Below are 24,763 nucleotides of genomic sequence, written 5' to 3' on the forward strand. Positions count from 1 at the left end.
GCGGAAGCGCCGTGGCATGTGTCACAGGATAGACATACGGCCGCATTTTTTAGTCAAAAAATTCATCAGAGTGTAGTAAAATGGATGGCAGAAGTTGTTGGAAATGATGCACTAGCGTGAGAAACGGTGGTTTGTCCTATTTGGAGGCGGGTGAAAAGGCGGAGCGTTTAGGGCTCCGTTTTTCCTTTGCCGTTCCGCTGAAAACAGAGATGCAGGAGAGGTAGAGAGCGATGCGGAAATCATTTATTTATGCGCTGTTGGTCGCCATTATGGTTGCTTGGGGCTTGAACGTGACGGCGTTGAAAATTCTTGTGGAGCATTTTTCGCCCGTCGCGTTGACGGCGCTTCGCATTCTAACGGCCGGGTTGGTCGTGCTTTTGTTTTTATGGGGGATCGGCAAGCTTCAAAAAGTCAGTTGGAATGAGGCGAAACAGATTGGTTTGGCTGCATTGTTCAGCGTGGTGGCCCATCACTTCTTTTTAGCTTTGGGGCTCGCGAGGACGACGGCGGTGAACGCAGGCCTTGTTTTAGGGATGGTGCCGCTTGTGACGGCGCTGTTGGCGATCGTGTTTTTGGGACAGCGGCCGACGTTGTTTCGTTTGCTTGGCATCGCGCTCGGGTTTTTTGGCGTCGTGTTTGTCGTCGCGAACGGCGATGGCGGCCTCGGCCATTTGTCAATCGGGGATGTGTACATCTTTTTGGCCGTCTTGGCGCAAGGGATCAGCTTCATTATGATCAAAAAGGCGACGGTCGAGGCGCGGGTGATGACAGGGTGGATGCTCGTCTTCGGGTCGCTTTGGCTGTTTGTCTTAAGCCTCGTGCTCGAGCCGAGCGGCCTATCGAGTTTGAAAGAGGGTACGTTGCCGCTTTGGCTCATTTTCCTTGCTTCGGCTGTCGTGGCGACGGCGCTTGGCCATATGTTTTATAACCAGGCTGTTCAACATCTTGGTCCCGCTGAGTCGGCGGTGTTCATCAACCTCAATCCGCTCTTTTCGTTGCTTGGGGCGCACTGGTTGCTTGGTGAGCCGATTTCATGGATGCAGCTGGCTGGTTTTCTCTTCATCGTCGCGGGCGTGATGTTCGGCAGCGGGGGGATGGATGACGTGATCGCCCGCTTCCGCCGGGCGAAGGCGGTGGAGGGCGGAAGGAAGGCGGGGATGTAGTAGCCTTGGAATCCCCCACTTCTAGGCCTTGCGTGCAAGTGGCGAAACATTCATATCCAGGAATGGAGGGGGCTTCACATTGCGGTCGGCGTCTTGGCTGTCTCTTCTCGAAAAGGGACAGCCATTTTTGTGCCATCGGCAGGATTTTGCTTGATGATGTCGAAAAAGAGAATACGAAACGTATTCGTGTGAGGTGAATGTATGGCGATCGATCACGACCGGTTGTTCAAGGAGTTGTTGCAGACGTTTTTTGAGGAATTTGTGCTTCTCTTCTTTCCGGATATGCACGAGCATATTGATTTCAACCATTTGTCGTTTTTGTCCGAAGAGCTGTTTACGGACGTAACGGCTGGGGAGAAGTACCACGTTGACCTGCTCGTCGAGACGAAGTTCAAAGGAAAAGACGGATTGATCATTGTTCACGTAGAAAACCAAGCGTACGTTCAATCGTCATTTCCAGAAAGAATGTTTCTTTACTTCAGCCGCTTGTTTGAAAAATACCGCACTCCGATCATTCCGATTGCTGTATTCAGCTATGATGCCATCCGAGATGAACCCTCTTTGTTCACGCTCTCCTTTCCGTTTGGCGATGTGCTTGACTTTCGCTTTTTCCATGTGGAGTTGCGCAAGCAAAACTGGCGCCAATTCATCCGCACCGACAACCCGGTGGCGGCTGCGCTGCTTAGCAAAATGGGGTATACTGAAAGTGAACGAGTGGAACTGAAAAAGCAATTTTTGCGCATGTTGGTGCGTCTTGAGCTAGACGAGGCAAGACAGCGTTTGTTGATGGGCTTTTTTGAAACGTATGTGAAGCTGTCCGATGAAGAAGAACAACAGCTTCGAAGCGAGGTGGAACAAATGGAGACGAAAGAAAAAGAACGCGTGCTGGAATTGATCATTTCGTACGAGCAAAAGGGAAAAATTCAAGGCCGAAAGGAAGGACGGGAGGAAGGGCGCAAAGAGGGAGCGGAACAAGAAAAACGGCACATTGCGAAACGGATGTTGATGAAAGGGTTTGATGCGCAGACGATTCACGAACTGACCGGATTGCCTGTGACGGAGATTGAGGAAATGAAACAAAGCGGCTTCAAGTGAATGGAAATCAAACAGGCGGGGCAAAAGGCCAGCCCCGCCCTAGCGCGTTGGTTTTGCTGCTGTGGATTCCCGTTTGATCAGTTTCGTAGACAATAGCACTTCCTGAAAAGGTTCGTTCGGGTTGTCCCACCGCCATCGCAACAATTCCACCGCTCGTTTGCCGTAGCGCTTCAGGTCGATGTCGACGGTCGTGATTTTCGGCGTCGCGATTTGCGACAGCTGTCCGTTGTCAAAGCTGCAGACGGAAACGTCATCGGGCACTTTTAGCCCGTACTGCTGCAGGCCGGTGCTGACGAAAAAGCCAAGCCCGTCATTGACGCAAAACCAGGCGGTCGGCTGCCGCTTCAGCTCGCGGATGTAGCCTGCGATGACCGTTTCGTCCTCTTGCGCCTGGCAGAACATCCACTCCTCGTTCGGTTTCACTCCATAGTCTTTCAGCGCCAATAAGTACCCTTCATACCGCTCTTGATAGCTCGGCGAATAGTTGACGTCGCCGACAAACGCGATGTCAGTATGGTTGAGCTCCAACAAATGCTGGACGGCCACATACGCCCCGAACCGATTGTTTGTCAGCACCGCATCGGCTGGAATGTTCGGATGGTGATGGTCGACCAGGACGGTCGGGATGCCGGTGGCGACGATTTGTTGGATGTACTCGGTGCTGATGTGGGAAAGGACGATCACGCCGTCGACTTGTTTTTCCTCGATGAACGAAGGCAAAAGAAGCCGTTCTTTTTGTTCTTTGTTCACCGATTGGATGTGCAGCTTCATGCCGTGTGACAGCGCTTCCTGTTCAATGCTTAAGTAGATTTCGCCAAAAAATTTCAGCGAAAACGTGCGGTCGGAGGCGATGAGGGCGATTTGCCTCGGCGGTTTGCCGCGCGACTTCGCGCGGGAGGCGGGATATTCATACCCCATTTCTTTGGCTACACGCTTCACAAGCTCCCTCGTTTCTTTGCTGACCCCTTCTTTGCCGCGCAGCGCTTGAGAGACCGAGTTTTTGGAAATGTTCAGTCGATCGGCGATGTCTTGCATGGTGATGCGTTTTTTCATGTAGTCTACACCTACTATTCGATTTGCTTATCATTATTGTCATAAAAAGTTTAATTGGATTGAAAGTGCTCTTCGATTTCCACAAATAGATGACTTGTGATATACATAACAGCAAAGCAAAAAGGTCCAACAACAAGATACCAAGGTATTTTAGGAAAATGGTACAATAATAAATATAATAATGCAATAAGAGCTGATAAAATGATTGTCGTTTTCCACTTTGTCGTGAAGCACCAAATGGCTAATTTTATGGCAGCCCAACTTTTCATTTGAAAATAAGAAAGTAAAGGATATAAGTATATTCCTACACATACGTTTAACAATAATAAGATATATAAAAATGGTATGACATATAAACCGAGCGCATGTTGTTTCATAAATAAGATATCGACTGCCAAAATGATAGTAAGGATTGCTTGGAAGAGCCCCAGCATAGAACATTGGATAAAGTTGGTTTTGACTCCGTAAAAAAATGATTTTGTGAGTTCTACCTGCTTTTCCCTGATGATTTTTCCCATTACATGATACGAGGCTGTTAAAGCAGGTGGAATCGGAATAAAGGAAACCAATGTGAGTAACAACGTGATAGTGTTCGGGTGATTCCAAAACCAAAATAAAGATAATAAAAATGGGATGCAAAATAAAAAGAAATAACAATTACAGACAGTGAGCCAATAAATATGTAAAATCAGCCGATAAAACAAATTGTTTTGCATATCCATTGTTGACATGACCCTCTATTCCTCCTAATTAGTCGAGGCAGGGGGAATTCTGCTTTTCTTCCCCCATTTATCCTTTAATGCCGGTAATGGAAATGCCTTCGACAAAGTATTTCTGCAAGGAAAAGAATAAAACTAATGTTGGAAGCAACACAAGCAAGGAAGCTGCCATCAGAGGGCCCCACTCGACTTTTGTCATTCCATTAAACATGGCAAGTCCGAGTTGGAGAGTAAATTTATTCGAGTCGTTCAGGTACATTAAGGGTCCGAGCAAGTCATTCCATGAACCCTGGAACGAGAACAGAGCGATTGTTACTAAGGCAGGTTTTGATAAAGGTAAGAAAATCTTATAAAATATTTGCCATCGTGACGCGCCATCCATAAGTGCCGCTTCTTCTAACTCGCGCGGAATGGTGAGAAAAAACTGGCGCAACAAAAATACGAATACAGCTTGTCCCCCGAAGAAGGCAGGAACAATCAGCGGTTTGAAGGTGTTGATCCATCCTAATTTGCTGAACATGATGAATACAGGAATCATTGTGATTTCTCCCGGCAACATAATCGTTGATAATAAAATCATAAACCAAATATTTTTTCCGGGGAAGTCAAAACGGGCAAATCCATAAGCTACTAAAGCAGAAACAAACACCTCAGCAATCATACGAAAAAATGTAATAATGACAGTGTTCTTTAAGTATAAGAAAAATGGAATATCCGTAATGGCGCGTTGATAATTTTCCCAATGAAGAGAATCAGGAAACCACTGAGGAGGGATTTGGAAAATAACACTTCCAGATTTTAATGATGTTGAAATCATCCATAGTAAAGGCAACACTGTAGCTGTTGAAGAGACGATCAAGAACAGATAGACAAAAATGGTTTGGATGCGTTTCCGTTGAGTGATCGTCAATGATGGCATGGTTAACTCACCTACTTTTATTTTTTGTTTTTTTCTTTTTGCCATTCTCTAATTCCCCTGAATAGAAGACCCAGAGGGGAGAGGTTTTGAACACGAGTAAAGTCAACAATAAAATAATGATAAATAAAATCCAAGCCATCGCTGTGGCATATCCCATTTTGTAAAAATTAAAGGCGTTCTCATATAGATAAACCATGTAAAATTGTGCTTGATTACCTGCGCCTCCAATGATGTAGGCATCATTGAATTTACGAAATGCTCCGATGATGCCCATGACAAGATTATAAAAAATCACGGGGCTAAGCATCGGAAGGGTAATGTGACGAAATTTAGTCCACCAACCGGCTCCGTCAATTTCAGCCGATTCGTATAAACTTCGAGGAATATCTTGTAAGCCGGCAAGGTAAGTCAACATTCCACCCCCCGCTCCCCAAATGGCCATCATCACGTACGAAGGCAATACCCAAGCCGGGTCACCGAGCCAATTAGGCCCTGAAATCCCTATATAAGAAAGAAGAAAATTGATCAAACCGTAGTCGGGGTCTAAAATCCATCTCCACAGTAGGGCAATCGATACGCCCGAAACGACAGCTGGGAGATAAAGGGCAGTACGAAAAAGGTAGATTCCTTTCACTTTTACATTAACAATTACAGCAATTAAGAGAGAAGATACGATACCTAAAGGGATAGCGAATGCAGCATAGATAACGGTAACTTTTAAAGAATTTAAGAAATTTGGGTCTTTGAAAAGGGAAATATAGTTATCTAGACCAATAAATTTAGGTTCAGTAAACGAATTCCAATCAGTAAAACCGATATAGAAGGCGAATCCAATGGGGAAAATAGTAAAAATAAAAAATCCTAAGATCCATGGTAGGATAAATATATACCCTTCATATTTCTTAATGTTCTTTTTCACGAGTCCCACCTTCATATTGTTTAGGATAAAAACCATTCAATGAATCATCAAAAAATACAGAAATGAAGAGGCCGTCTTGAAGTCGCGAGGTAGACAGCCTCTTCTTTAATTTTCATTGACCTAAAATTTTGCGAAGAGCATTCCCAGCATCTTTTGCAGCCTGTTCAGGCGATTTTTTGCCTAAAAGGATTGGTTCATACAACTGTTGCCAAATCGCTGTATCCAATTCATTTTGTTTATCTTGGTTATTGAAGCCACGCGAAATGGTCGAGCTTTCTTTGATTACATCAATAGCATATGCTTTGTCAGGGCGAATTTTCGCTACATTTGTTAAATCTGATTTTGTTGGGGGAAGTATTTTCCACTCGTGAATCGCGTTCGTTAGATCGATCAGCGCTTCTGCTGCTACTTCTTTGTTTTTCGTTGTACTTGACATAACGGTGGCAGCGATCCAACTGAATGTCGCTTCTTTCGTTGCATGAGGTACTTTTGTCATACCGACTTTGAATGCGTCCCCGATTTGTTTTTCCAAATCGTCACCAGCCCCACCGAAGAACATAGCTACTTTTCCAGTTTTGAACATTTCAGGTCCACCGGTATTTTGGGCCTGTGTTTTAGACGGGGTTACTTTATCTTTGTTGATTAGTTGGTCAAACATTTTAATGCCTTCGATTGCTTCAGGCTCATCGATGCGCACTTTCCCATCTTTGTCGACAATTTCTCCACCATATGTCCAAATCCAGAGTGCGATTGGCGGCCATCCATCAACAACAGTTCCAAACTGGTCAACTTTCCCATCGTTATTTGTATCCTTTGTCAGCTTGATGGCTGCTTTTCTAAAATCCTCCCATGTCCAGTTCGGTTTCGGAAGTTCCACTCCATACTTTTCAAAGAGTGTTTGGTTATAATAGAGCATTACTGGTTGGTTAATCCAAGGAAGGCCATACAATTTTCCATCTACTTCCCCAATTTTCAATGGCCCTTCAAAGTAATCATCAAGGTTTACTTCTGGGTGATCCTTTACATATTCATCAATTGGTGAGATTACTCCTAACTTCGCGTACATAGGTATGTACTCCTGGGATAGCCAAAATAAATCAGGGGCTTGCTTAGCAGCAGCCATCGTTTGAATTTTCTTGTAATAATCAGCTGGAATGCTTTGGATTGTTAGATGATAGTCCTTTGCTTGTTGATTTAATTTGTCGACGATTGCTTGGAATTCTTTTAATTCCTGAGCACCTGCCCAGGTTCCAACCTTTAATTCTACTTTTTTGTTGCTAGACGAAGAGGAGCCCTCTTTCGCTGTGTTTGAACTGTCAGAGCATCCAATCATTCCAGTTAACATGAAAGCAACGGCGACTCCAGATATGACTTTTCGCCAAAAGTTTCTTTTCACATTGTTCTCCCCCTTTTTGTTAACTGTTTTGGTAGCGCTAACAATAGCAGTTAAAAAATAAAGTATTTTTTAACCTGATTATTACATTATTTTTCGATTTTGTCAATTAACAAAACTTAAATGAGTCAGTCAAGACTTTGTGGAGAACATTTTTTCGGTTCACTACGGGCGTTGTCAATCACTAGTTAGCGAACCATTTTCAGGAATTAATATCGTAAGCGCTTTCGGACTCTCATCCCTCATCTTGAGGTGATGATATTGTATTCCATTTTTTTACACCCAACCACCATCCCGGAGCGCCGACAACGCTTGATGGATCGGCGTCCCGGATGACCGCTGCAGACACGGTAGATTCTGACGCACCACATCTGCCCATAACCGTCCGGCCTTCCGTTTGGCCTGTTCGATCCGCTTGGACTTTGTTGAGGCCGAGACGGCCGACTGGGGCTCTTGCTCCTCCCACCGTCCCTTTCTCCACCCGATCCCGTCGATTCGGGCTGCCATCGCCCTCAGAAACGCCCGAAGCCCTTGGTCTTTCCAGCTGCGGCGGGATTTCACCCGATGCGCAAACCGGCTCATCACGCTCTCGGCGTGGCCCATCGGACGCATGCCGGTCGTCTCCACCCCTTGCTCCGACAGCCACTCCCGATAGTCCCGGATGCATCCCGGCATCGACTCGATCCGGCGGATCATGGCAGCCATCTGCTTCTCTTTCGCTTCGTCCTCCAACGTGCCGACCGCGCTGTTCAGCTCGACCAAAAGTCCTTCTTCGTCTTGTTTCGCCAGCTTCTTCCGCACCTCCCGCCAACGCGGATGGCCGGACAGACACTGACGCAGCTCCCGCGCCACATGAAATCGATCCAGCTGAAAGCAGGCCCGCTTTCCAAAATACTCCCGGCAGGCTGTGATCCACGACGCCGCGTCGCCGTTGATGATCAAAAGGTCCCGGCACGGGTCATAGGCATATTCGTTCATCAGCCACTCTTCAAACCGTTCCCACACGTCTCCCTCCCCTTCATGGAGGTAGTGGCGCCGGTTCACGAGCTCGAGCTGCGAACCGTTTCGTTTCCATCCCTCGTGAACCGCCAGGATTTTCTCTTCTTTCGCCCGTTTCCCTTTCCCCTGGCGGGAAATAAACAGCCCATCCGCCTCCACAAATAGCACTCGGCCGTGCCGTTGGGAAACAGGGTGGTGCAGCGAGACAGGGGCCTCCAGCACCAGTTGGCGAATCGCCTCGTGGCTTAGGACCGCATACCCCACGATCGACTCCAACGTACGGGCTGCTTTGCGGTAGGAAGAGCACTCTACGGCCAACTCGACCGCCGTTTCCTCGAGGCAAGGGCTGATCGACTGCGCTCCATCAAAGCCCAGTTCGGCATCCAGCAAGAAGGTATACGCCCCCGCCTGCCGATCATAGTAGTAGTTCCGTCGAAACGTCACTTCTCCAAACAGCGTTTGGATCGTGGTCGGCCGTTTGTCTTTCAGCTGATACCGGCGCTTGTCCCGCGCTTCCGCCAGTTGTTGATCAATCTCCTCCAAAAGGGCCGCCAACAAGACAGCGAACACCTTTTGAAGAGTTCTGACTAATTGTTCCTCCAGCTCTTTTAATAAAGGCCATTCTGTGGTAAGATGTTTCATGGACTCTCTCCCTCCTGTTTTCGGTTGATGTTGACAATCACCATCATAGCAGGGAGAGAGTCCTTTTTTCACGACATTTGCTTTTTCTACCGCGCTTCGCTTGGTGGCCCCGACGAGCGTCGCGAACAAAAGTTCGCAACCCTCGTCGGGGATCATTTCGGAATGTCACCCACAAATATTTTACTCACACAACTTAAATTACATAGTTTGGAGGGGTCGTTTTCATTTTTGCTTACAAGACATCGTTTTGCGTTATTTATTTGATACTGTAGGTATGAACCTAACATGGTGCGTGTAATATTGAGTAAAAATATCGAAAAGATATTGACTTGATAGTTTATCGTTTTGTAATGTGAAAATGCATATTGTTAATTACTATATTGTAACTTGATTATTCGTGTGATAAATGAGAGAGTTAGGGGGATATGGATGCTATTGAGGACGCCGACGATGAAAACATGCCAGACACTGCTTGAGGAATTTCAGCGTGCTCCTCAGCCGCTTCGGGTGGAGAAGCTCGTGTTTGCCGGCGTTGGGGGGCGGGATGTGTACAACATTTCCGCGCCGTTTGAAGACGATGGCGAGTGGGTCATTGCCGGACGGGTGGAGGCAAGAGACAGCGAGCAATCAGAAGTATACTTTTTCGTCGAGCGTGAAGGGACATGGGTGCCGCGGGAAGGGGCGCCGGTGTTTGCCTTGCAGGATCCGTTTGTTTCGCGGGTGCACGGGCATCTCGTGTTTGGCGGCGTGGAGACGTTTCCGCATCCCGTGCTTCACGGGAAGCTGTATTGGCGGACGGTGTTTTACCGCGGAAAAACGATCAATGAATTGGCGCATTTTTTCACCGGTCCCGACGGGATGAAAGACATTCGTCTTGTCGAGCTGCGGGATGGGTCGGTTGGGGTCTTCACCCGTCCGCAAGGGGAAAAAGGCGGACGCGGAAAAATCGGCTTCACCCGCATCGGTGCGCTCGATGAGTTGACGGTGGAGGCGATTGAGAATGCCCCATTGATTGACGGCCAATTTGCCGATGAAGAATGGGGAGGCGCCAACGAAGTGCATTTGCTTGGCAATGGGCTCGTCGGCGTCTTGGGCCATATCGCTTGTTTCGATCAGGAGCGGAACCGTCATTATTATCCGATGGTGTTTGCGTTCAATCCAGATACGGGGGAAGCGTCGGACATGGAGTTGATCGCCACAAGAGCCCATTTCCTCGATGGCCCGGCGAAGCGTCCGGATTTGGCGGATGTCGTGTTTAGCGGCGGACTGATTCGCAAAGGGGACGGCACGGCCGATTTTTACGCTGGAACAAGTGACGCAGAAGCGCAAAAACTAACAATCGTTGATCCATTTACGAAATACGAAAGGCAGGGGTGACGATGCACCTTTACCGCTACGAAGAAAACCCGCTGATTACACCGAACGATGTGCCGCCGCACCACGACGGGTTTGAAGTGATCGGGGCGTTTAACGCTGGGGTGGCGAAATTTCAAGGGGAAGTGTTGCTGCTTCTTCGGGTGGCGGAGCGGCCGATGTCGGATGACCCGAACATCGTGAAAGCACCGGTATGGAACCCAGAGACGGGGAAGGTCGATGTTTACGAATTTCGCAAAGACGATCCGCGCTATGATTTTTCCGATCCTCGGGTGATCAAAGAGGCGGGGGCGGAGCGGTTTTTGTATTTGACGTCGCTCTCCTATTTGCGCCTCGCCCGGAGTCAAGACGGGCGGCGGTTTACGATCGACGACCGCCCGTTCGTCTATCCATCGAATGAGCTCGAGACATTTGGTATTGAAGATCCGCGCATTACGTACATTGACGGCACGTATTACATTTATTTCAGCGCCGTCTCACCAAAAGGAGTCGGCGAGGCGATGGTGTCCACAACGGATTTCCGGACGGTGACGCACCACGGCATGATTTTCGCTCCGGAAAATAAAGATGTGCTCATTTTTCCGGAGAAGATCAACGGCAAATATTACGCTCTCCATCGCCCAGTGCCGCGAAGCAACGGCCGCCCCGAGGTGTGGATCGCGGAGTCGGAGAATCTGCTTCATTGGGGGAATCACCGCTTTTTGTTCGGTCTGCGCGAAGGAAAGTGGGACAGCGCCCGCATCGGCGGCGGGGCGGTGCCGATCAAAACGGAGCACGGCTGGCTCGAGTTGTACCACGGGGCGTCGGATGACCACCGCTATTGCATGGGGGCGGTGCTGCTCGATTTGAACGACCCGGCAAAAGTTATCGCCCGCTCGGAGCGGCCGCTTGTTGAGCCGGAAGCGGATTATGAGGTGAACGGCTTTTTCGGCCGCGTCGTGTTCTCATGCGGGGCGCTTGTTGACGGCGATGTTGTGAAAATGTATTACGGCGCCGCCGATACGTCGATGGCGTGCGTCGAGCTGAAGCTGGACGAGATTTTGGATTCGCTTGTGAAAGTATGAAAGCGAAGTTGCCCGCACGTTGCGGTGTAAGAACGGAAACGCCTGGATGGCCGGGCGTTTCTTTTTTGGTTTGCCGCGAACATACCGTGAGCGCAGGTGGGAGAGCGTTCAACGCTCATTGCGTCGTTTCGTTTCTTTTCCGTTCAACAGGATTTGGTATAATAAAAACAACGCCGATTCATCGGTCAGGTCGGCAGAGCGGTTTGCGGCTGGGCAATGAAAGACACTGGCCATGACTCGAAACAACAGATGATCATCGGATAGAGGAGGAACCATCGGAGATGAAAAAAGTACGCAAAGCGATCATTCCGGCGGCCGGGCTTGGGACGCGGTTTCTGCCGGCGACGAAGGCAATGCCGAAGGAGATGCTTCCGATCGTTGATAAGCCGACGATTCAATATATTGTCGAAGAAGCCATCGCCTCAGGCATTGAGGACATTATTATCGTCACCGGGAAAGGGAAGCGGGCGATTGAGGATCATTTTGACTACGCGTTTGAGCTGGAACAGATGCTCAAGCAAAAAGGGAAGCTGGATCTGCTTGAGAAAGTGAAAGAGCCGTCGAAGGTGGACATCCACTACATTCGCCAAAAAGAGCCGAAAGGGCTCGGGCATGCGGTTTGGTGCGCGCGCAATTTCATTGGAGACGAGCCGTTTGCGGTGTTGTTGGGCGATGATATCGTCCAGGCGGAAAAGCCTTGTTTAAAACAGCTCATTGAGCAGTATGAACAAACGTTCAGCTCGGTGATTGGTGTCAAGCGCGTGCCGGAGGAAGAAACGCATCGCTACGGGATCATCGACCCGCTCGAGCAGCAAGGCCGGCGCTACCAAGTGCGCCGCTTCGTGGAAAAACCAGCTCCGGGCACAGCGCCGTCGAACTTGGCGATCGTCGGCCGCTACGTGTTGACGCCGGAAATTTTCTTGTTTTTAGAGAAACAGGAAGCCGGCGCAGGCGGGGAGATTCAGCTCACCGATGCGATCGGGCGGTTGAATGAAATTCAGCGCGTGTTTGCCTATGAATTTGAAGGAAAGCGGTACGATGTCGGCGAAAAGCTCGGCTTTATCGAAACGACGATTGAGTTTGCCTTGCAAAACGAGGAGCTGCGGGATGACTTGCTTTCGTTTTTGGAGCGGGTGGTGGCAGAGGCGAAGGGATCGAAGAACAACTAATCAAATTTTTCAGAAGATGAAGACAAAAAAGGAGGGTAGGATGTGGCGCGCATACGGATTGAACATTTTGGTCCTGTGAAGCTGTTTGATGAGGAGATCACGGATGTTACCGTTTTGATTGGCCCCCAAGCGAGCGGAAAAAGTACGATCAGCAAATTGATTTTTTTCTTTCAATCGATTCCTGATGAATGGGTAAACTATTTGCTTTCAGTACGTCAAACGGAAGAAAACAACCCATTTTTTGAGTTCAATAAACGTCTTCGGAGAAAATTTGTTGGGTACTTTGGCACAACCAAACATATGAAACCGTTTCATATTCGTTATGAGTATGATGTTGAAAAGTTTGTCCGTCTTGATTTAAAGGACGGTTATGTACAAATCCATTTCAGCGATCCGCTAAAACGGGAGATTCAGGAAAATTTTAAACATGTTGTGCAGATGAAAAAGGAAATGCAATATGAAGAACAACAGTTGGATGATTTTTGGAATGTCTCCTCGTGGAAAGTGCGTCAACAAAATGTGTTAGAAAAGGTCAAAGCAGCGATCACTGAGGTATTCGGCGATTCCAAAACACCCATTTTTATCCCTGCAGGGAGGAGTTTAGTTGCCACATTGTCGGATCAGCTTCAGGATATTAACCCGCAGCAACTCGATGTGTTGACAGAACAGTTTATCGAGCGAATTAATCTACTAAAGAAGATGTTTTCGCATTCGTTTGAGGAAATCATCGAAGATCGAAAAAAATTCTCGACAGAAAAAATTGACTTTGAGGCAATCCGACTGGCCATCAAGATGATCGAAGGCGTGATGAAAGGGAAATACATGTTCTCTGATTATGGGGAAAGGATTTTTTTTAATGAAAGAGAGTATACAAAACTGAAATTTTCATCTTCTGGACAACAGGAAGTCGTTTGGATTTTGCTGCTGATATTTACAATCATTCTGGAACGGCAGCGAGTGTTTATGGTGATTGAAGAACCCGAGGCACACTTATATCCGAACGCACAAAAAGAAATGGTTGCCTTATTTGCGTTGTTGCTGAATGTGACGAATAGTACGCTCGTGATTACGACTCATAGCCCGTACATTTTGTCTGCTTTTAATATTTATTTGTACGCTGCCAAAATCGGAAACAAACTGGATCAACGTGTGCATCCAATTGTGGACCGAAAGCTGCGCCTTTCTCCAGAGCGGTTAAAGGCCTACATGCTAGAGAGTGAAGGAGGGAAATTCCATTATCGAAGCATTATTGATAATGAATTACAGTTCATACAGGCCGAAGCGATCGATGAAGCATCATCTGCGATCAACCGCGTACTTGATGAACTCATGGAGGCAGAGGAAGCGGGGGAGTAAACATGGCGGTTGTAGGTTGGGAAAGTTGTTTACACTATTGCGACCGTCGAAAACTAGCAGTTGTTGAGGAAAACGGGAGAGGGGTTCGTTTTGTCAATGAGAGGGAAAAGAGGGTGGCCCTGTACCGTGTAGACGGTTGTTTGATTAAAGAGGGGGTAAAATGCGACTTTTTATTTTTAGTGATCGAAGGAGATCGGGCATTTTTCATCGAACTAAAAGGGTCTGACCTTAAGCAAGCTGTACACCAGATCGCCCGAACAATCGAACAGTTAGGGAAATGGCTGCCTGGATATCGATTCGAAGGGAGAATCGTGACTACCCGTGTGAGAACGCCTGCTTTGAAATCGACTTATTTGATGAAGCTGGAAAAAATGTTGAGGAGAACGGGTGGGACATTAGTGGTAAAAGCCAAGTGGGACGAGGTAAACGTATAGGGCAGGAAAGAGGCGACCGGTATGGGTTATTACAGGCTAAAACGGAGTCATACCCCAATCGGACAGGATGACGGCATCCGCATTCTCGTCGACCGCCTTTGGCCGCGCGGGGTGTCAAAGGCCGAGTCGCGCATCGACCGCTGGATGAAAGAGATTGCCCCGAGTCCAGCGCTGCGGCAATGGTTTGGCCATCGGCCAGAGCGGTTTGCCGAGTTTGCGCGGGCATATGAGCGGGAGTTGGAAACAGAGGAAACGAAGCAGGAGCTTGTGGATGAGCTGTTGTTGCTTTCCGGAGTGGTGACGCTGTTGTATGCAGCAAAAAATGAACGACATAACCATGCCGTTGTCCTTTGTGATTTTTTGCGCAAAATAGCCGAGAGGCGAAGCCAGGAGGGATGAACGGTGATTTCTGCGATGGTCGGCGATTTGACGAAGGTTGAAGGGGTCGAGTACATTTGCAATGCCGCCAACGGCATCGGACCGATGGGCGGCGGGGTGGCAGCGGCGATCCGTCGGGCAGGCGGGCGCGTGATTGAAGAGGAAGCGATCCGCGTCTGTCAAGCGCAAGATCCACAGCCAGGCGATTTGTACGTGACAGGGGCAGGCTCGTTGCCGTTTCGGGGTGTGATTCATCTTGTGACGATGAAGCAGCCGGCTGGAGCAACGTCGTATGAGATCGTCCGGTCGTGTCTTGAGCGGCTTGTCGCGCACTGTCGGGAGCACGGGATCAAGAAGGTGGCGCTGCCGGCCTTGGGAACCGGAGTCGGCCGGCTTGACAAAGCGAGAGTGGCTAGGTTATTTCGCGAGGTGCTCGCGCCGGTTGAGGATGTGGAATTTGTGGTCGTTGATATCGACGAGTCATTTATCCAAATGGTTGATTCATATTAAATAAAAATTAAGAAAAAAAGGGCCTTGACAGACGCTTGGCCCTTCTTTTTTTGGCAAAGAATAACGTGTTTCACAATCCTTCATATCATATTATAATATAACACACAAACCAGTTTCATTGACTTCCTTGCCTAGCCTAGGAGGTGGCGCAGCCATCCATGTCCGATTGATTGGACTGGCATGAAAGGAAGTTGGAGAGCGTTTCCTGTTCGAACCTGTTCAGGGAAAATGGCCAAAAGCGATGCATACGGCGTTTTTGGCAACGCCTGGAGGGATGATCATGTTATTCCAATCGCCAACATTGAAGACATGTCAAGTATTAGTCGATGAATTCCGCCTGGCCCCACAGCCGTTTGAGCCGGAAAAACTCCGCTTTGCGGGTGTTGGGGACCGAGACGTTTATAATATTTCCGCACCGTTTGTGGATGAAGGAGAATGGGTGATCGCTGGGCGCGTCGAGGCGCGCGACAGCGAGCAGTCGGAAGTGTACTTTTTCGTCGAGCGTGACGGCGTTTGGGTCCCTCGTGAAGGGGCGCCGGTGTTCGCCTTGCAAGACCCGTTCGTGTCGCGCATTCACGGTCAGCTTGTGTTTGGCGGCGTGGAGACGTTTCCGCATCCGGTGTTTGTTGGCGAGCATAGCTGGCGGACGGTCTTTTACCGTGGACCGAACATTCGCCGCTTAGAAAAGTTCGCCGAAGGGCCGGATGGGATGAAAGACATTCGCCTCGTCGAGTTGAAAGATGGCTCGATCGGCGTGTTTACCCGACCGCAAGGGGAAAAAGGCGGCCGCGGGAAAATCGGTTTCACCCGCATTTTCTCGCTCGATGAGTTGACGCCGGACGTGATCGAGGCAGCGCCGATTCTTGATGCCCAATTTACGGATGAAGAATGGGGCGGCGTGAACGAGGCGCATTTGCTTGCAAACGGGCTTGTTGGGGCGCTCGGCCATATCGCTTGCTTTGACGAGCAAGGCAACCGCCATTACTACCCGATGGTGTTCGTGTTGAACCCCGAGACGATGGAGCGTTCGGAGCTGGAATTGCTTGCGCTTCGCTCCCACTTTTTAGACGGGCCGGCGAAACGGCCGGATTTGGCGAACGTTGTCTTCAGCGGCGGGCTCATCCGCAAAGGCGACGGCACCGCCGAGCTGTACGCCGGCGTCGGCGATGCGGAAGCGCAAAAAATTTCGCTCATCGACCCGTTTGCGAAATACGAAGCGCAAGAGCTCGATCGGATGTATGCTTCCGTTTAGCGAAAGGATCGGTGCGACAGACCTTCTCTTGATGAGGAAGGTTGGCGGCCGGTCCTTTTTTGCATTTGGCCGGTTTCTTGCCTTGTGCGAAGGACTTCGGTTTGACATAAACGTGACTTGTTCGGTGACGGTGTATGTGCTCAATGAGGAACGGCTATATGAGCAGGCGGATGTTCAACCTTGTTTGTTTGCATTATCGTGATGAAAGAGGAAATGTTGCTTCCTCACAGCGTTTCTTCAGTTCAAAACTTTGCAACACCGTCGCGTGACCCCTTTCGGCTTCTCCCAAATCGAACAAATCCGTCGTTTTTCAACGGTCTTCGAAAGGACTGCTTAAAAGCGAACAGCGTGGGATTCTTCCCACGCTGTTTCCGTGAAAATGCACGCGTCTTGATGGGGCATTTTCATGCCCAGGTGAAGGGCAAAGGTTGCTCATGGATCTTTTCTGTGTCCAACGGGATCGGGGCGACGTTCATCGCCCGCGTGATGCTCCTTTACGGTTGCTTTTGCCGCTTTTCCCGCTCTTTCACTTTCTCCTCCATTCGCTTCAGCAGCTTTTCCCACGGGTTTTCCGCCGTTTTTTTCTTGCGCTTTGGCTTTTCTCCCGCCATGCTTAAGCGCCTCCTTTCGCCGCGGCTGATAAGGCGAGCAAGTCTCGCAGTTCGTCATCGGACAGTTCGGTGATCCACGCCTCGCCTTCGGTGATCACATCAGCGAGCGCTTGCTTTTGTTCGAGCATCTCGTCGATTTTTTCTTCGATTGTCCCGACGGTGATCAATTTATGGACGTGGACGAATTTCGTTTGCCCGATGCGGTAGGCGCGGTCGGTCGCCTGGTTCTCGACGGCCGGGTTCCACCAGCGGTCGAAATGGATGACGTGGTTGGCCGCTGTTAAGTTGAGCCCGGTGCCGCCGGCTTTGAGCGATAAAAGGAAAATCGGCGCTTTTTTCGCTTGGAACTCATCCACCATCCGGTCGCGCGTTTGTTTTGGGACGCCTCCGTGCAAAAACAACACCCGCTCATCAAACAAGTCGGAAAGCAGTTCTTGGATCATCTCGCCCATTCGCACATATTGCGTGAAGATGAGGCACGATTCGTCGTTGGCGCGAATTTGCTCGATCAGTTCGATGAGCTTTTCGAGTTTGTGCGACCGTTCGACGAGCTGGCGGGGTCGGCGTTCTTTCAAATACAGCGCCGGATGGTCGCAAATTTGCTTAACACCGTTTAGCATTTGCAAAATCAAGCCGCGCCGCGCAAACGGACTGGCTTCCTTTGCCCGTTCGAGTGTGTCGTTGACGAGCTGCTCGTACAAGGCAGCCTGTTCGGCCGTGAGCGGGCAATATTCTTTTTGTTCAAGCTTATCCGGCAAGTTGAGCGCAACCGCTTCATCCGTTTTCGTCCGCCGCAAGAGAAATGGGCGGATGAGCGTCTGCAGCGCCGCTTTTTTATGGGCATCTCCTTCTTTTTCAATCGGCCCGGCAAAGCGCCGCTCAAACTCCGCACGGCTGCCGAGATAGCCGGGGTTGAGGAAGTGGAAGATGCTCCAAAGTTCGCCGAGACGGTTTTCAACCGGCGTGCCGGATAAGGCGATTTTATGTTTTCCGCTCAAGCGGCGGATGGCGCGCGCTTGTTTCGTTTGCGCGTTTTTAATGTTTTGCGCTTCATCCAAGCAAATGACGTGCCAGTGCATCTGTTTTAAATCGTCTTGGTCCAAATGAGCAAGGTTGTAAGACGTAATGACGAGATCGGCCTCGCCTGCCGTTTGCACGAACGCATCGTTTTTCGCCCGGTTCGGTCCATGGTGCACGTAGACGCGCAAGTCTGGGGTGAAGCGGGCGCATTCCTTTTGCCAGTTGCCGATCACGCTGGTCGGGCAGATGAGCAAGGCCGGCGTGTCCGGCCGCTCCATTTCTTTTACATAGGTCAAATAGGCGAGCAGTTGCACCGTTTTGCCAAGCCCCATGTCATCGGCCAAGCAGGCGCCAAAGCCGAATCGGCGCAAAAAGACGAGCCAGTCGACGCCGCGCTGCTGATACGGGCGGAGCGTGCCGTGAAAAGACGGCGGCACATTCGCTTTCGGCAATCCATCAAGCTGCTGGAGCTGGCGGATAAACGCCCGGAATTGGTCGTGGACGTCAATGTGGATCGGGATCGATTCGTCCGTTGCCTCTTCGCGCTCCTCTGCTTCCGAAAGCAGCGTTTGCGCCACGATGTCGTGGATCGGCACGCCTTCTTTTTTCGCCTTTTCCATGAGCGCCTGTGCGCGGCGGACAAGGGCGGGATCGAGAATGAGCCATTGGCCGCGCAGGCGGATGAGGCGCCGCTTTTGTTCCGCCAAAGCGGCAAACTCCTCTTCTGTCAGCTCAATCCCGTTGGTCGCCACCCTCCAGTCAAAGTCCGCGAGCCGCTCAAGGCCGAATAATGATTCCGCGTTGACGGAAGGCGACAGTTTCGCTTTGATCGACAGCTGCGCCTGGCGGATGTCGTGCCACCAGTCGGGAAGCAGCAGGCGCACGCCCGCTTCCGTCAGCTTTAAGCTGTCTTCGGACAAAAAGCGCCACGCTTGTTCGTCAGACAGTTCATGAAGCAAAGACTCATTTTCATCGCCAAGCCACGGCACGATCGCGCAAATGCGGCGAATGGCGCGCTGGATCGATGATTCATATGGGCGCCAGGCGCGCGGAATATCACGGGCAGAGGCGATGACGCTGTCGTCGATGGCGATGAACACCGCTTCCAGCGTCCATGCGTCGCCGTCCTCAGGCGGCTCGACGAGGCGAAGCCCGACCGTAAACGGCGGCCGGTCGCCGAGCCAGCCGATTTGTTCCAGCCAATCGTCTTCCGTTCCGGTCCATTGGCCGCTGGGGGAGGCGATCAATGGATAAGTGCGAACGATTTCGCCCCAAATGCCGCGAAGTTCCGGGTCGCGTGAGAGCCAGTCGGCGACCGCAAGCGACCGCCATGTGGCGACGAACGGATCGGGATCGTCATCCGCGCCGCGCCAGCGGGTGCGTCCTGCTTCGCTCCATGCGCCGCCTGTGCTTTTCCACAAGGAAGCATCTGGAAGGAAGCGGCGTTCCCCCAACCCATTCCAAATGTGTCTCGCCCACTCTTCCAATCGGGCGGTGAATTCATCCGCCCATTCGATGACGGAAAAGCGCGAGTGCGGACGCAACGCGAACAGAGTGAGCGCTTGCCACGGCGACAGCCGCACGATGTCGTCTTCGATATCAATCATGGTCCCGTAAAAGGTTTCTTCGTGCCAAGCCAATAAAGGCGAAACCCATGATGAGGGATGGGTGGAACCAGAGAGCTCGAAACATCGAATCTCTTCATTCCATCTGCAGGAAATCTGAATCGTCTCCAATGCCTTCATGGAAGCAGTTTTCCTTTCTTTAATTCTTCATGAAACGCGCGCAGGCGCGCCGTTTTGGCGAGCAGCTGTTCAAGATACGCTTCCCATTGATCGAATCGCTTCATCGAGCGGTAATGAGCCCGCATCGTTTTCAAGTGGCGGACCGCCCTTTGGTAGCTTGACCGGTTTTTCTCGTTGAGCAGCTTGATCACGGTCCGATGATATAACGGCATGACAAGATCCGTCCCGCGCGCTTGCAATGTTTTGAGCAGCTGCGGATGCAGCTCATCAGCGGTGATGTTCGCCCATAAAAACAGGTCAACGACTTCTCGGTATCGCCCTTGCCGATACAAAAAGTTGGTATAATAGTTGACGCTGTATGGAAGACTGCGCTGCAAAAAATCTTCCCATGCATCCGGTCGGTTTCGTTGGCGGGCATACATTTCAAACAAATGAACCGCTTCGTCCAAAAAACTTCCCCGGGCGAGGTCGGACATGTGGGAAAGATAAAGCGGCCAATCGTCCTTCGCTTTTTCCCAAACGGATTCAAACCGCTTGACGAGGCCGTTGGTGATGAATCGCCCGATCCATTCAATCAAAAACAAGCCTGCCTGATGGGGAAACGCGCGGTACAGAGCCATCGCTTCGTCGTCTTCGCCAAGCAAAAAGGAAAGATGAGCCGCCGCCATAGCGGCGCGGATGTCGTCTCGGTCTTTGGCGAGCCGAAGGAGTTCGGCTCGTTCCTCTTGCCGCCATGTGGGCTTGGTGAACAACAACTCCCACGCGGTTGTGTAAAAGTCATAGCCGAATGATGACAGCCCTCCGTCCAAAAACAGTACATCACGAACATACGGAATCGTCTGTTCAATCAACGCGTTGAGCGACCGCGGCAGCGATTGAGTAGACAATTTTTCCAAGGCGTCAAAGGCGCGGTCGGCGACATAGTTGACGTCCTGCTGCCAGGAAAACTGTCCGTAAGAGGCGAATACGACGTCGTTCCACCCTTGCGCCTCCCCGTACTGCCGAAGCTTTTCCAACAAAAAGAGGGCGGCATGAAGCTCCCGCAACGGACGGGCGCCAGCTTGCTTCCCTTCGTTTTTGCCAAGTTTCGGGAGCAGCTGGAAGGCTAAACGGTACGGCCAGTTTTGGCCGTTTTGATGGCGGGAGAAAAAGTCTTGATACTGTTTCTCAAATTGGTCCCGCCAATCTTCGACGGTTTCATTGGCTGTGATCGAAAGGCCTGCCGTTTTCCCCGCGCGTTTTGGAGCAGGCGTTTTTGGTTCATGGACAGCGGATTCTTTCCACAACGCGCCGATTTGCCCTTTTTTCCAAAGGCGGAACAGCTCGCCAACGTCGAACACGTTGCCGTATATATAAAAGAACAGCGCCAAAACGTGTGGACACAGCCCTTCCGTCCCGCATGGGCAGCGATGGCGGCGGGTGATGTTGGCCAAATCAAGCATGACATCATGGGGGGTGATGTCGGAAACGACCCCTTCCACTTCGTGGCTGTTGATCACCATGACGTTATAGACCAACCCGTTTCTTGACAAGTCGCGCCCTTTTTGAATGAGATTGTGGAAAATAGGAAACGGCAATTCTTTCAGCAATTCCCCAGCCGCCTGCTTCAAAAGCGGCTTGGAAACGGTTGTTTGCAACATGTCGGTCCGTCCTTTCCGTTCCATTCCTTATCATCTAATTATAGCATGTGATAGCGTGTCGAAAAAAGAGGGGCAATGTGACAAAACGCGTCTGTTCTCGAGCCGGCATGAAAGGACATTGCGAGCTTTTGAACGTGTACGCGTTTTGATAGAAAGAAAGCTGGTGATGGTTGAACGTCTATCGATGATGGTATAATAGGAATAGAAAAAGTCCAAATGGAAAAGAAAGCAGGTGCATCGAATATGGCGGAAACGCCGCGGAACGCGTTATGCCCGTGCGGAAGCGGGAAAAAGTACAAGCATTGTTGCGGAAAAAAAGAGGCGGTTTCGATTTCGTCATTGATTGACCGCGAGTTGATCGAATGCATGAATGATATGCGTCAGTTTGTTTTACAGCGGTATGAGAGGGAGGCGGAAGAGCTTTTAGACCAGTTCCCGCTTGATGAGATGCCGGAGGAACTCGAGCTTGGCGTGCAGATCATGGCGGTGAACTGGATGTTGTTTTGTTGGCCGCTTGATGAAACAGGACAAACGATCTTTTCTGCTTACCGGAAAAGCCGTCATTGGGAGCGGTGGCGCCCGTCCGTTCAGGCTCACATCGAGAGGTGGGAAGGAGCCGTTCCGTCGCTTGGCGAGTTCATCGGCTATGAGGACGACAATCGCCCCGTTGTCCGGGATTTGTTGACGGGAGGGGAAAAGATCGTTCATTTATTGGCTTCCCATCAATGGCCGAGCGTGATCGAAACAGGAGATGTGGTGTTCGGCTTCCTTGTGCCGTACCAAGACGTGTTCACGTGTTTCACAGCGGTGTTTCCGCTCCCGGCGTCAGGGAAAGATCGATTGCTTCGGGCGATTCAACAAGAAGGGGAGTGGAGCGGTCAGCCATCGGCTTTATGGATGCGCGATCGGTTCGTCGCTGTGCTTTCCGATGTGCTCTTGGAGTGGCTTTGGCAGTTCGCCAAACAGTTCAAATGGGATGATCCGAAACAAGCGGCCGTCATTCGCGAGCTCGATGAAAACGAGCCGGAGGCGCCAGCGGCGCTGCTCAATCAAGCGTTCGCCATATGGGCGATCTATTGCGGAAAAACATCCCGCCTCCCTTATTCGGTCCCCGTCTACGCGGCGGCGCTCCGCTATGTGGCTGGGCATTTGATGAAGGCGGAAGGATCGGAGGTGGAAGACATCGCCGATCGGTATGACGTGATGCCAGAAGATGTGCGATCGGCGGCGTTGGATTTTTTCCTGATGGCTGTTGATGATGAAGACGACGAGCAATGGCTCGATGACTGGGAGGAAGACTGGTTCGAAGAGGAAGGGGATGAGCTTGATGCGCGCATCAATGAATGGATCGATGACATCGATCTGATGTTGATGCGTGAAGGATGGGACGAGAAGCGAGTCAACCGTCATATTGACCGCGCCATCCGTTCGTGGCGGAATGAAGGCCTGCTCGAGGAAGTGAATGAAAAAGAATTGCGTAAAGAACTCCGCGATGTAGCGTGGGAGATCTTCACCGATCGGGGATTCATCTAGAAGCTGGCAGAAAAACGGGCGCTGCGCGCAAGTCAGCGGCATTTCGTCAGAAAGGAAAGCCGGTTCCATAAGGGCTCTCTCATTCAAACATCATTGGGCTCAACCCAAGCCCTCTATAAGTAGAAACAGGGAATGGAATGCGTTCCATTCGTGAAACTCCAAAAAAAGCGGCGGGGAACGATCGGTTTTGACCGAATCCATAATGGATTGGGAAAAATGGCTTTGTGCGCGATTCCGACCGTTTTTAACATAAATCAGCCAGAAGTCCCCCACCTCTACAGGTGGGGGATGAATGGCGTTCGGTTTTTCTGTTTTTCTCTTTCTTCTTTGGATGGCAATAGAATACAATAAACATAGGAGGTGAAACCATGTATCGAACGCTGAAAACCCGTTTTCGGGCAAAGAAAGAAGTTATCCAAAAACTATTTGAATGCAATCGTATCTCCGCAGAAGTTTGGAACGAATGCCTTCGTTTGGCAAAAGAACATCATTTGGAAACAGGAAAATGGATAACCAAAACGGAACTGCAAAAAGCAACAAAAGGTCGTTTTTCTATCCACAGCCAAAGCATCCAGGCGGTTGTGCATAAATATATCTTTGCCCGTGATGGGGCAAAAGAAGCACGGAAAAAAGGAGAAAAAATCAAATATCCATACAAAAAGAAAAAACATTTCAACACGAAATGGGCAAAAGATGGGTTTGTTTTGCATGAAGACGGAACGTTGGAACTGTCGCTAGGAATTTGGAATCGAAAACGACAATCTCCTTTGGTGGTGAAAATCGACAAAGAGAAACTTCCAAACGGAAAAGTCAAAGAAATCGAGTTGGTCTATGACCGTGGTTTGTGGCTTTGTTTATCGTATGAAGATGGGAAAAAACCAAAAGAAAATCCATGTAAAAACCGTGTTGCTATTGACCCAGGGGAAATTCACACCATCGCAGCCATTTGTGAAAATGGGGAAAGCCTCATTATCACGGGAAGAAAAATAAGAAGCATTCATCGGTTGAGAAACAAGAAATTAAAAGAACTGCAAAAACTCATGAGCAGATGCAAAAAAGGCTCCAAACAATGGAAAAAGTACAATCGGGCGAAACAATATGTACTTTCGAAATCAGAGGCACAACTAAAGGATGCACTGCACAAAACCACGAGACAATTTGTTCGTTGGTGTTTGGAAAACCAAGTGAAAGAAGTCGTCATTGGAGATATCGAAGGAATCCAACGGAATACGAAAAAGAAACGAAACAAAAAGACCAATCAGAAATTATCCAATTGGTCGTTTGGAAAATTATTTGATTATCTCAAATACAAATTGAATGCCGAAGGAATTCAAATCGAGAAAAAAGATGAAAGTTATACCTCGCAAACATGCCCTGTTTGCGGGAAGAAAAATAAATCTTCTTCTAGAAATTATACATGTCAATGCGGGTACAAACGACACCGTGATATCCATGGGGCAATGAATTTATTTGCCAAAGTATATTATGGTGAAATCCGCCCATTGGAATTTACGGTCAAACCGTTTACGTATCGACGGATTGCTTAGGTATGAAGTCGTAGATGGCGAGTTCCCGCCCTTGAGTATCATGGATACTCATGTTGCCTGTGGCTCCCAACGGGACGGGTGCCAGGTGTTGCCTGCAGATAGGCTGCCAACCAGCCTATCATGCATCCACCTCCGAAGGGGAAACAGGAAACCCCCACTTCGATAAGTGGGGGAGGTTCATTATCTTGGTCGCCGTTTTGGAAAGGAATGATTAGAAGGGAGGATTTT

The 24,763-nt window shown here is 49.8% G+C and carries 20 protein-coding genes; 12 read left to right on the forward strand and 8 right to left on the reverse strand.

Translation table 11 applies throughout. From position 1 onward, the window contains the following. Positions 1-230: 230 nt before the first annotated feature. Both CWI35_RS11560 and CWI35_RS11565 read left to right on the forward strand, forming a co-directional pair. Positions 231-1,163 carry a DMT family transporter gene (locus CWI35_RS11560; RefSeq protein WP_011232747.1) on the forward strand — a complete coding sequence of 311 codons (933 nt, stop codon included), beginning with the start codon at positions 231-233 and terminating at the stop codon, positions 1,161-1,163. Between the two features lie 201 nt (positions 1,164-1,364). After that, positions 1,365-2,258 carry an Rpn family recombination-promoting nuclease/putative transposase gene (locus CWI35_RS11565; RefSeq protein WP_020279240.1) on the forward strand — a complete coding sequence of 298 codons (894 nt, stop codon included), beginning with the start codon at positions 1,365-1,367 and terminating at the stop codon, positions 2,256-2,258. A 39-nt stretch (positions 2,259-2,297) separates the two neighbouring features. Here CWI35_RS11565 and CWI35_RS11570 read toward each other — a convergent pair whose 3' ends face one another. From CWI35_RS11570 to CWI35_RS11595, 6 genes are all read right to left on the reverse strand, one after another. Next, positions 2,298-3,311, reverse strand: a complete 1,014-nt coding sequence (locus tag CWI35_RS11570) for a substrate-binding domain-containing protein (protein WP_011232745.1) — start codon at positions 3,309-3,311, stop codon at positions 2,298-2,300. A gap of 50 nt (positions 3,312-3,361) precedes the next feature. Further along, on the reverse strand, positions 3,362-4,042 hold the full coding sequence (locus CWI35_RS11575; protein WP_060788617.1) for a DUF624 domain-containing protein: 681 nt from the start codon (positions 4,040-4,042) through the stop codon (positions 3,362-3,364). Positions 4,043-4,100: 58 nt separating this feature from the next. Continuing rightward, positions 4,101-4,994 carry a carbohydrate ABC transporter permease gene (locus CWI35_RS11580; protein WP_083509306.1) on the reverse strand — a complete coding sequence of 298 codons (894 nt, stop codon included), beginning with the start codon at positions 4,992-4,994 and terminating at the stop codon, positions 4,101-4,103. Further along, the gene (locus CWI35_RS11585) at positions 4,957-5,868 is read right to left on the reverse strand and encodes a carbohydrate ABC transporter permease (RefSeq protein WP_232722120.1); all 912 of its coding nucleotides are present in this window, start codon (positions 5,866-5,868) and stop codon (positions 4,957-4,959) included. Before CWI35_RS11585 ends, CWI35_RS11580 begins: the two co-directional genes overlap by 38 nt. 112 nt (positions 5,869-5,980) lie before the next feature. Continuing rightward, positions 5,981-7,264, reverse strand: a complete 1,284-nt coding sequence (locus CWI35_RS11590) for an ABC transporter substrate-binding protein (protein WP_060788615.1) — start codon at positions 7,262-7,264, stop codon at positions 5,981-5,983. A gap of 273 nt (positions 7,265-7,537) precedes the next feature. Then, a complete protein-coding gene (locus CWI35_RS11595; RefSeq protein ID WP_119877350.1) occupies positions 7,538-8,902 on the reverse strand; it encodes an ISLre2 family transposase in 1,365 nt (454 codons plus the stop codon). Between the two features lie 429 nt (positions 8,903-9,331). On the opposite strand from CWI35_RS11595, the gene CWI35_RS11600 reads away from it, so the two are divergent. The 8 genes from CWI35_RS11600 (at position 9,332) to CWI35_RS11635 (ending at position 16,439) form a co-directional block, all read left to right on the forward strand. Further along, positions 9,332-10,279 carry an MTP-1 family protein gene (locus CWI35_RS11600; protein WP_100659830.1) on the forward strand — a complete coding sequence of 316 codons (948 nt, stop codon included), beginning with the start codon at positions 9,332-9,334 and terminating at the stop codon, positions 10,277-10,279. A 2-nt stretch (positions 10,280-10,281) separates the two neighbouring features. Further along, entirely contained in the window at positions 10,282-11,340 is a 1,059-nt protein-coding gene (locus CWI35_RS11605) for a BtaManbiosPhlase (RefSeq protein ID WP_011232740.1), read from the forward strand. A gap of 281 nt (positions 11,341-11,621) precedes the next feature. Continuing rightward, positions 11,622-12,509 (forward strand): UTP--glucose-1-phosphate uridylyltransferase GalU, encoded by an 888-nt coding sequence (galU, locus tag CWI35_RS11610; RefSeq protein WP_011232739.1) that lies wholly within the window; start codon positions 11,622-11,624, stop codon positions 12,507-12,509. 42 nt (positions 12,510-12,551) lie between these two features. After that, entirely contained in the window at positions 12,552-13,865 is a 1,314-nt protein-coding gene (locus tag CWI35_RS11615; RefSeq protein WP_011232738.1) for an AAA family ATPase, read from the forward strand. 2 nt (positions 13,866-13,867) lie between these two features. Next, a complete protein-coding gene (locus CWI35_RS11620) occupies positions 13,868-14,299 on the forward strand; it encodes a hypothetical protein (protein WP_011232737.1) in 432 nt (143 codons plus the stop codon). Between the two features lie 21 nt (positions 14,300-14,320). Further along, entirely contained in the window at positions 14,321-14,698 is a 378-nt protein-coding gene (locus CWI35_RS11625; protein WP_011232736.1) for a DUF488 domain-containing protein, read from the forward strand. Positions 14,699-14,701: 3 nt separating this feature from the next. After that, positions 14,702-15,187: a macro domain-containing protein gene (locus tag CWI35_RS11630; protein WP_023634280.1), complete on the forward strand. Its 486-nt coding sequence runs from the start codon at positions 14,702-14,704 to the stop codon at positions 15,185-15,187. A 280-nt stretch (positions 15,188-15,467) separates the two neighbouring features. Beyond that, entirely contained in the window at positions 15,468-16,439 is a 972-nt protein-coding gene (locus CWI35_RS11635) for an MTP-1 family protein (RefSeq protein ID WP_011232734.1), read from the forward strand. Between the two features lie 613 nt (positions 16,440-17,052). Here the strand turns inward: CWI35_RS11635 and CWI35_RS11640 are convergent. Both CWI35_RS11640 and CWI35_RS11645 read right to left on the reverse strand, forming a co-directional pair. Continuing rightward, on the reverse strand, positions 17,053-19,815 hold the full coding sequence (locus CWI35_RS11640) for a DEAD/DEAH box helicase (protein ID WP_119877757.1): 2,763 nt from the start codon (positions 19,813-19,815) through the stop codon (positions 17,053-17,055). Further along, complete coding sequence (locus tag CWI35_RS11645) at positions 19,812-21,455, reverse strand: SWIM zinc finger family protein (RefSeq protein WP_205536305.1); 1,644 nt, start codon at positions 21,453-21,455, stop codon at positions 19,812-19,814. The genes CWI35_RS11640 and CWI35_RS11645 overlap by 4 nt, the downstream gene beginning before the upstream one ends. A 216-nt stretch (positions 21,456-21,671) precedes the next feature. Between CWI35_RS11645 and CWI35_RS11650 the strand changes: the two genes are divergently transcribed. Beyond that, a complete protein-coding gene (locus CWI35_RS11650) occupies positions 21,672-22,988 on the forward strand; it encodes an SEC-C domain-containing protein (RefSeq protein ID WP_119877759.1) in 1,317 nt (438 codons plus the stop codon). A gap of 368 nt (positions 22,989-23,356) precedes the next feature. After that, the gene (locus tag CWI35_RS11660) at positions 23,357-24,535 is read left to right on the forward strand and encodes an RNA-guided endonuclease InsQ/TnpB family protein (protein WP_011231306.1); all 1,179 of its coding nucleotides are present in this window, start codon (positions 23,357-23,359) and stop codon (positions 24,533-24,535) included. Positions 24,536-24,763: the final 228 nt, after the last annotated feature.

Origin of the sequence: [Bacillus] caldolyticus (assembly GCF_003595605.1) — a bacterium.
GTDB classification, from domain to species: domain Bacteria; phylum Bacillota; class Bacilli; order Bacillales; family Anoxybacillaceae; genus Geobacillus; species Geobacillus thermoleovorans.